This window comes from Pseudomonas sp. B6002, from assembly GCF_013385985.1.
In the GTDB taxonomy this organism is placed as follows: Bacteria; Pseudomonadota; Gammaproteobacteria; order Pseudomonadales; family Pseudomonadaceae; genus Aquipseudomonas.
The window spans coordinates 168867-175498 of sequence record NZ_JACAOY010000005.1 but is presented as its reverse complement, the minus strand read 5'-3'; the positions used below and the strand labels follow the sequence as shown (position 1 = coordinate 175498).

Here is a 6632-nt window from a genome sequence, read left to right as displayed (position 1 = left end):
AGGGTCAAGACGGTATCTACAGGTTGTTCTGTGAACACATTTCGTGTGGGAGCTGGCTTGCCTGCGATGGCGACTCCACAGGCGCCACACCCCTCAATGCAACCGCTTACGGCACATCAACTTCGCCAACTTCGCCGTATCCGGCCGCTCGACAATGCCCTTTTCCGTCACGATCACGTCAATCAAGTCAGCCGGCGTTACATCAAACACCGGATTGAAGGCCTCCACGTCCAATCGCTGCCCGACAATGTCCAGCAACTCCCCCGAATCCCGCTCCTCCAGCGCAACGTCATCGCCAGTGGCCATCATCAGGTCCAGCGTGGAACTCGGCGCCACCACCATAAAACGCACGCCGTGGTGCATGGCGCACACCGCCAGCTGGTAGGTGCCGATCTTGCTGATCACGTCACCATTGGCCGCTATGCAGTCGGCGCCGACAATCACCCAGGTCACGCCTTTGGTCTTGAGGATATGCGCACCGGCCGAATCGGCATTCACCGTCACCGGGATGCCCTCGCCCGTCAGCTCCCAGGCCGTCAGCCGCGAGCCTTGCAGCCACGGCCGGGTCTCGTTGACATACACCTGCTCGACCATACCTTCCAGGTAAGCCGCACGAATCACCCCGAGCGCCGTACCCACACCACCCGTCGCCAGGGCACCGGCGTTGCCGTGGGTGAGGATCGCCTGGGCATTGCCCTGGTGCTTGCGGATCAGCTCGACGCCCAGTTGGGCCATGGTCAGGTTGGCTTCCCGATCACTTTCATGGATCGCAATGGCCTCGGCTTCCAGCACTGCCAGCGGGTCGGCGTGCTTTTTAACGCGATCCAGGCGGTCGCGCATGCGCTTCAGCGCCCAGAACAGGTTGGACGCGGTCGGCCGGGCATCAGCCAACAGTGCGTAGTCTTCTTCCCACGCAGCTTGCCAGTCGCCGCCTTCGGCGATCCGCGCACGCGCAGCGAGCACCAGGCCATAGGCGGCGCTGATACCGATGGCCGGCGCACCGCGCACCACCATCGTGCGAATGGCCGCCGCCACCTCGTCGGCCGAGGTGCAGGTCACCCAGCGCTCAACGGCTGGCAAGGCACGCTGATCGAGCAGGTGCAGTGCGCCATCACGCCAATCGATGGCCTTCACCCTCTCCGCAGCCAACAGTCGATCGCGCATCCCTTACCCCGCACTCATGAACAAAGCCGCCGATTATAGCGATCCGCCAGCGGAGACGCTCGGGTATACTTCGCCCTTCTTTTATAGCTGCCTGGGAAGAAGCCCGCGATGACCGCCACTGCCGCCCTGCTTGACTTGGTATTGCTGCCGACCTGGCTGGTGCCCGTCGAACCTGCCGGCGTGGTGCTCAAGGAGCATGCCCTGGGCATCCGGGATGGGCGCATTGCCTTCATCGGGCCACGGGCCGCCGCCTTGAAGCTTGCGGCCAACGAGGTCCGCGAACTACCGGGCATGCTGCTCAGCCCCGGCCTGGTCAACGCCCATGGCCACGCGGCGATGAGCCTGTTTCGCGGCCTGGCCGACGACCTGCCGCTGATGACCTGGCTCGAAAAGCATATCTGGCCCGCCGAGGCCAAATGGGTCGATGAAGCGTTCGTACGCGACGGCACCGACCTGGCCATCGCCGAGCAACTCAAAGGTGGCATCACCTGCTTCTCCGACATGTACTTCTACCCCAAGGTTGCCAGCGACTGCGTGCACAACAGTGGCATCCGCGCCCAGATCGCATTCCCGATCCTCGATTTCCCGATCCCGGGCGCCAGCACCGCCGATGAGGCCATTCGCCAGGGTGTCGAGCTGTACGGCGACCTCAAGCATCACCCGCGCATCAAAATCGTGTTCGGCCCCCATGCCCCGTACACCGTGTGCGATGAAAACCTGGAAAAGATCCGGGTCATGGCCGAAGAGCTGGACGCGTCGATCCATATGCACGTTCACGAAACCGCCTTCGAAGTGCAGCAAGCTGTCGAACAGACCGGCGAGCGCCCACTGGCGCGCCTGGGTCGGCTCGGCCTGCTCGGCCCACGCTTCCAGGCCGTTCACATGACCCAAATCAGCGAGGACGACCTGGCTTTGCTGGTAGAAAGCAACACCAGCATCATCCATTGCCCGGAATCGAACCTGAAACTGGCCAGCGGCTTTTGCCCGGTGGAGCGTCTGTGGCAGGCTGGCGTCAATGTGGCCATCGGCACCGACGGCGCAGCCAGCAACAATGACCTGGACTTGCTGGGCGAAACCCGTACTGCCGCAATGCTGGCCAAAGCCGTCGCCGGCTCGGCCACCGCCCTGGATGCCCACCGCGCCCTGCGCATGGCCACCCTCAACGGCGCGCGGGCCATGGGCCTGGAGAGCGAGATCGGCTCGCTGGAAGTGGGCAAGGCCGCCGACATCGTCGCCTTCGACCTGTCGGGGCTGGCGCAACAACCGATCTACGATCCGGTCTCACAGCTTATATATGCCACCGGACGCGATTGCGTGAAACACCTTTGGGTCGCCGGCAAGCAGTTGCTCGACGACCGGCAATTGACCCGCATGGATGAACAACAGTTGACCGCCACGGCCATCGCCTGGGGCCAACGCATCAGCGGGCACAGCGAATAACGAAGGTTTTGAACCCACGGGTTCAGGACTGACCAAACGATTTATCAGGTTTAGAGGATTCACCATGAGCAACGTCGACCACGCCGAAATCGCCAAATTCGAAGCCCTGGCCCACCGCTGGTGGGACCGCGAGAGCGAGTTCAAGCCGCTGCACGACATCAACCCGCTGCGCGTCAACTGGATTGACGAACGCGTCAACCTGGCCGGCAAGAAGGTACTGGACGTCGGTTGCGGCGGCGGCATCCTCAGCGAAGCCATGGCCCAGCGCGGCGCCACCGTGATGGGCATCGACATGGGCGAAGCGCCGCTGGCCGTGGCCCAGCTGCACCAATTGGAATCCGGCGTGAGCGTCGAATACCGCCAGATCACCGCCGAAGCCCTGGCCGAAGAAATGCCCGAGCAGTTCGACGTGGTCACCTGCCTGGAGATGCTCGAACACGTACCGGACCCGTCATCGGTGATCCGCGCCTGCTTCCGCATGGTCAAGCCGGGTGGCCAGGTGTTCTTCTCTACCATCAACCGCAACCCCAAGGCCTACCTGTTCGCGATCATCGGCGCCGAATACATCATGAAGCTGCTGCCGCGCGGTACCCATGACTTCAAGAAATTCATCCGCCCGTCCGAGCTGGGTGCCTGGAGCCGCCAGGCCGGCCTGACCGTCAAGGACATCATCGGCCTGACCTACAACCCGCTGACCAAGCACTACAAGCTGGCCAACGATGTGGACGTCAACTACATGATCCAGACCCTGCGCGAGGAGTGAGCCTGTGAAGTTGCGAGCCGTACTCTTCGACATGGATGGCACCCTGCTGGACACCGCGCCGGACTTCATCGCCATCTGCCAGGCCATGCGCACCGACCGTGGCCTTGAGCCGATCAACCCACAGCACATCCGCGATGAAATTTCCGGCGGTGCACGGGCGATGGTGGCCGTGACCTTCTCGATGGACCCCGAATCTCCAGGCTTTGAAGAACTGCGCCAGGAGTTTCTGGAGCGCTACCTGAAAGGCTGCGCGATCCACAGCAAACTGTTCGACGGCATGGCCGAGCTGCTGGAAGACATCGAGAAGTCCAAGCTGGTGTGGGGCGTGGTCACCAACAAGCCGCTGCGGTTTGCCGAGCCGATCATGCAGCAACTGGGCCTGGCCGAGCGCTCGGCGCTGCTGATCTGCCCGGACCATGTGAAAAACAGCAAGCCGGACCCGGAGCCGCTGATTTTGGCGTGCAAGATGCTCGACCTGGACCCGGCCAGCGTGCTGTTCGTGGGCGATGACCTGCGCGATATCGAATCCGGCCGCGACGCTGGCACGCGCACCGCCGCGGTCACCTTTGGCTACATCCACCCCGACGACAACCCGCGCAACTGGGGTGCCGACGTGGTGGTGGACCACCCGCTGGAACTGCGCAAGGTGCTGGATAACGCCCTGTGCAGTTGCTGATTGTTCACAAATCTCAAAAACACTGATGTCGATGTAGGAGCTGGCTTGCCGGCGATGGCGGTCTGTCAGCCAACACTTTTGGTGACAGGTACTCCGTCATCGCCGGCAAGCCAGCTCCTACAGGAAATGGATTCCATGTTGAGAGGTGTATTGCCTTGAACTCTGCCGAGGATGCTTATGTTTGATTACTCCGCACGCCCAGAACTGCTCAAAGGCCGGGTGATCCTGGTGACCGGTGCCGGTCGCGGGATCGGCGCGGCCGCCGCGAAAACCTACGCCGCCCACGGCGCCACCGTGCTACTGCTGGGCAAGACCGAAGCCAACCTGGCCCAGGTATACGACGAAATCGAAGCCGCAGGCCAGCCACAGCCAGTGGTGATCCCGTTCAACCTGGAAACCGCCCTGCCCCATCAATACGATGAGCTGGCCGCGATGATCGAGAAAGAGTTCGGCCACCTCGACGGCCTGCTGCACAACGCCTCGATCATCGGCCCGCGCACGCCGATCGAGCAGTTGTCCGGTGAGAACTTCATGCGGGTGATGCACGTTAACGTCAACGCGATGTTCATGTTGACCAGCACCCTGCTGCCACTGCTCAAGCTGTCCCAGGATGCGTCGGTAGTGTTCACCTCCAGCAGCGTCGGGCGCAAGGGGCGGGCGTATTGGGGGGCTTACGGGGTGTCGAAGTTCGCCACCGAAGGCCTGATGCAAACCCTGGCCGATGAGTTGGACACAGTCGCACCGGTACGGGCCAACAGCATCAACCCAGGTGCCACGCGCACCAGCATGCGGGCCCAGGCGTACCCCGGGGAAAACCCGACGGACAACCCGACACCGGAAGAGATCATGCCGGTGTACCTGTACCTGATGGGGCCGGACAGTACCGGCATCAATGGGCAGGCGTTTGACGCGCAATAACACCTGACACCACGCAAAACAAAATGTGGGAGCTGGTCTGTGTGGGAGCTGGCTTGCCTGCGATGGCATCACCGCGGTGTACCTGATACACCGAGGCGATGCTATCGCAGGCAAGCCAGCTCCCACACAAGCCGGGCTCCCACATTGGTTTGTAGCTTAGTTTTTCACCACTTCTTCGAGGGTGAAGCGCCCCAGTGGGTTTTGCAGGAAGTTGCTCACGTTCTTGCGTGAGATGTTGATGTACGGGCTGTAGTACAAGTCGATCCAGTTCACGTCCTGTTTCGCCAGCTTCTGCAGCTCGACATACATCTGCTCACGCTTGGCCGGGTCTGCCTCGATCCGCGCCTGCGCCACCAGCGCCTTGACCTTGTCGTTCTTGTAGCGGGTCATGTAGTTCTGGTTGGTGTCGTGGCCCAGCACGAAGGTGGTCTTCTGGTCCGGATCGAGGATGTCGTTGGTCCAGTACATCACCGAAATATCGTACTCACCGTCCACCAGCATCTGCCAGCTCTGGGTCGGGTCGACCTTCTGCAGGTTGGCAGTCACGCCGACCTTGGCCAGTTGGTCCTTGATGATCACCGCAATCTGCTCGTCGGCTTCGTTGCCGGCGTTGACCACGTAGTTGAGCTTCAAGTCCTTGGCACCGGCTTGTTCCAGCAGCTTCTTGGCAGCAGTCGGGTCGTACGGGCGCTGCAGGTTGTTGGCGTAGTGGTACAGCGAGCCCTTTGGAATGTAGGAATACGCCACCGTGCCCTGACCGTAGGTGGCGGTCTTGACCAGCGACTGCTTGTCGATGGCCATGTCCAGCGCTTCACGCACTTCCTGCTTGGCCAGCAGACCGTGGGCGTGGTTGATCAGCAGGTGATCTTCGCGGGTCGACGGGTCGGCGTGAATGACCAAGTTCTTGTCTTTCTTCAGCTCTTCAACACGGGAGAACGGTACGAAGATCGCCGTGTCCAGCTCGTTGTTCTGCACCATGCGCATGCGGGTGTTGTCGTCGGTCACGGACACCCACTCCACGCCATCCAGGCTCACGTTCTTGGCTTGCCAGAAGTTCGGGTTTTTCTTGAGGATCACGCGATCGCCCTTGCGCCATTCATCCACGGTAAACGCGCCGGAGGTCACCGGGTTTTCCGAGTAGGCGTCTTCACCCATTTTGGTCATGGCTTTTTCCGACAGGATCGACACCGTCGGCGACGCCAGTTGCGAGAGGAAGGCTACAGCCGGAGTCTTCAGGGTGACCACCAGGGTTTTCGGGTCTGACGCCTTGGCCGTGTTGATCAGGTTGAACGGGTCAGCCCACAGCGACGCCTTGTTGTCGCGGATACGCAGCAGGCTGAACGCTGCGTCATCGGCGGTGATCGCCGAACCATCCGAGAACTTCGCATCACGCACCTTGAAGGTGTAGGTCAGGCCGTCCTTGGAGATCTCCCAGCTTTCGGCCAGCCCCGGCTCCATCTTGGTGCCCAGGTTATCCACGCGCACCAGGGTGTCGTAGACGTTGGCGAATACCCAGGTGTCGCGGTTTTGCGCGCTTTTGATCGGGTCGAACGTGGTGCTGTCTTCACGGCAACCGATGGTCAGCACACCGGCGGCGTGTGCCAGCCCGGCAGTGAGGGACCATGCAGTCAATGTAGCGGCGGCGAGCAATTTCAAATGGCGCGATTGCAT

The 6632-nt window shown here is 61.8% G+C and carries 6 protein-coding genes; 4 read left to right on the top strand and 2 right to left on the bottom strand.

Translation table 11 applies throughout. From position 1 onward, the window contains the following. Positions 1-93: 93 nt before the first annotated feature. A complete protein-coding gene (mtnA, locus tag HX792_RS07125) occupies positions 94-1164 on the bottom strand; it encodes an S-methyl-5-thioribose-1-phosphate isomerase (protein WP_176995402.1) in 1071 nt (356 codons plus the stop codon). Between the two features lie 108 nt (positions 1165-1272). Between mtnA and HX792_RS07120 the strand changes: the two genes are divergently transcribed. The 4 genes from HX792_RS07120 (at position 1273) to HX792_RS07105 (ending at position 4961) form a co-directional block, all read left to right on the top strand. Next, positions 1273-2604 (top strand): TRZ/ATZ family hydrolase, encoded by a 1332-nt coding sequence (locus HX792_RS07120; protein ID WP_176995401.1) that lies wholly within the window; start codon positions 1273-1275, stop codon positions 2602-2604. A gap of 64 nt (positions 2605-2668) precedes the next feature. After that, positions 2669-3367, top strand: a complete 699-nt coding sequence (gene ubiG, locus HX792_RS07115) for a bifunctional 2-polyprenyl-6-hydroxyphenol methylase/3-demethylubiquinol 3-O-methyltransferase UbiG (RefSeq protein ID WP_003189760.1) — start codon at positions 2669-2671, stop codon at positions 3365-3367. A gap of 4 nt (positions 3368-3371) precedes the next feature. Beyond that, complete coding sequence (mupP, locus tag HX792_RS07110; protein WP_138816150.1) at positions 3372-4043, top strand: N-acetylmuramic acid 6-phosphate phosphatase MupP; 672 nt, start codon at positions 3372-3374, stop codon at positions 4041-4043. A 177-nt stretch (positions 4044-4220) separates the two neighbouring features. Beyond that, the gene (locus HX792_RS07105; RefSeq protein WP_110623284.1) at positions 4221-4961 is read left to right on the top strand and encodes a YciK family oxidoreductase; all 741 of its coding nucleotides are present in this window, start codon (positions 4221-4223) and stop codon (positions 4959-4961) included. Positions 4962-5117: 156 nt separating this feature from the next. Here the strand turns inward: HX792_RS07105 and HX792_RS07100 are convergent, their stop codons facing one another. Next, positions 5118-6632 carry an ABC transporter substrate-binding protein gene (locus HX792_RS07100; protein WP_176995400.1) on the bottom strand — a complete coding sequence of 505 codons (1515 nt, stop codon included), beginning with the start codon at positions 6630-6632 and terminating at the stop codon, positions 5118-5120.

Coding starts and splice junctions, on each gene's coding strand:
- mtnA (WP_176995402.1), bottom strand. CDS start 1,164: ATGCGCGATCGACTGTTGGCTGCGGAGAGGGTGAAGGCCATCGATTGG.
- HX792_RS07120 (WP_176995401.1), top strand. CDS start 1,273: ATGACCGCCACTGCCGCCCTGCTTGACTTGGTATTGCTGCCGACCTGG.
- ubiG (WP_003189760.1), top strand. CDS start 2,669: ATGAGCAACGTCGACCACGCCGAAATCGCCAAATTCGAAGCCCTGGCC.
- HX792_RS07105 (WP_110623284.1), top strand. CDS start 4,221: ATGTTTGATTACTCCGCACGCCCAGAACTGCTCAAAGGCCGGGTGATC.
- HX792_RS07100 (WP_176995400.1), bottom strand. CDS start 6,632: ATGCAATCGCGCCATTTGAAATTGCTCGCCGCCGCTACATTGACTGCA.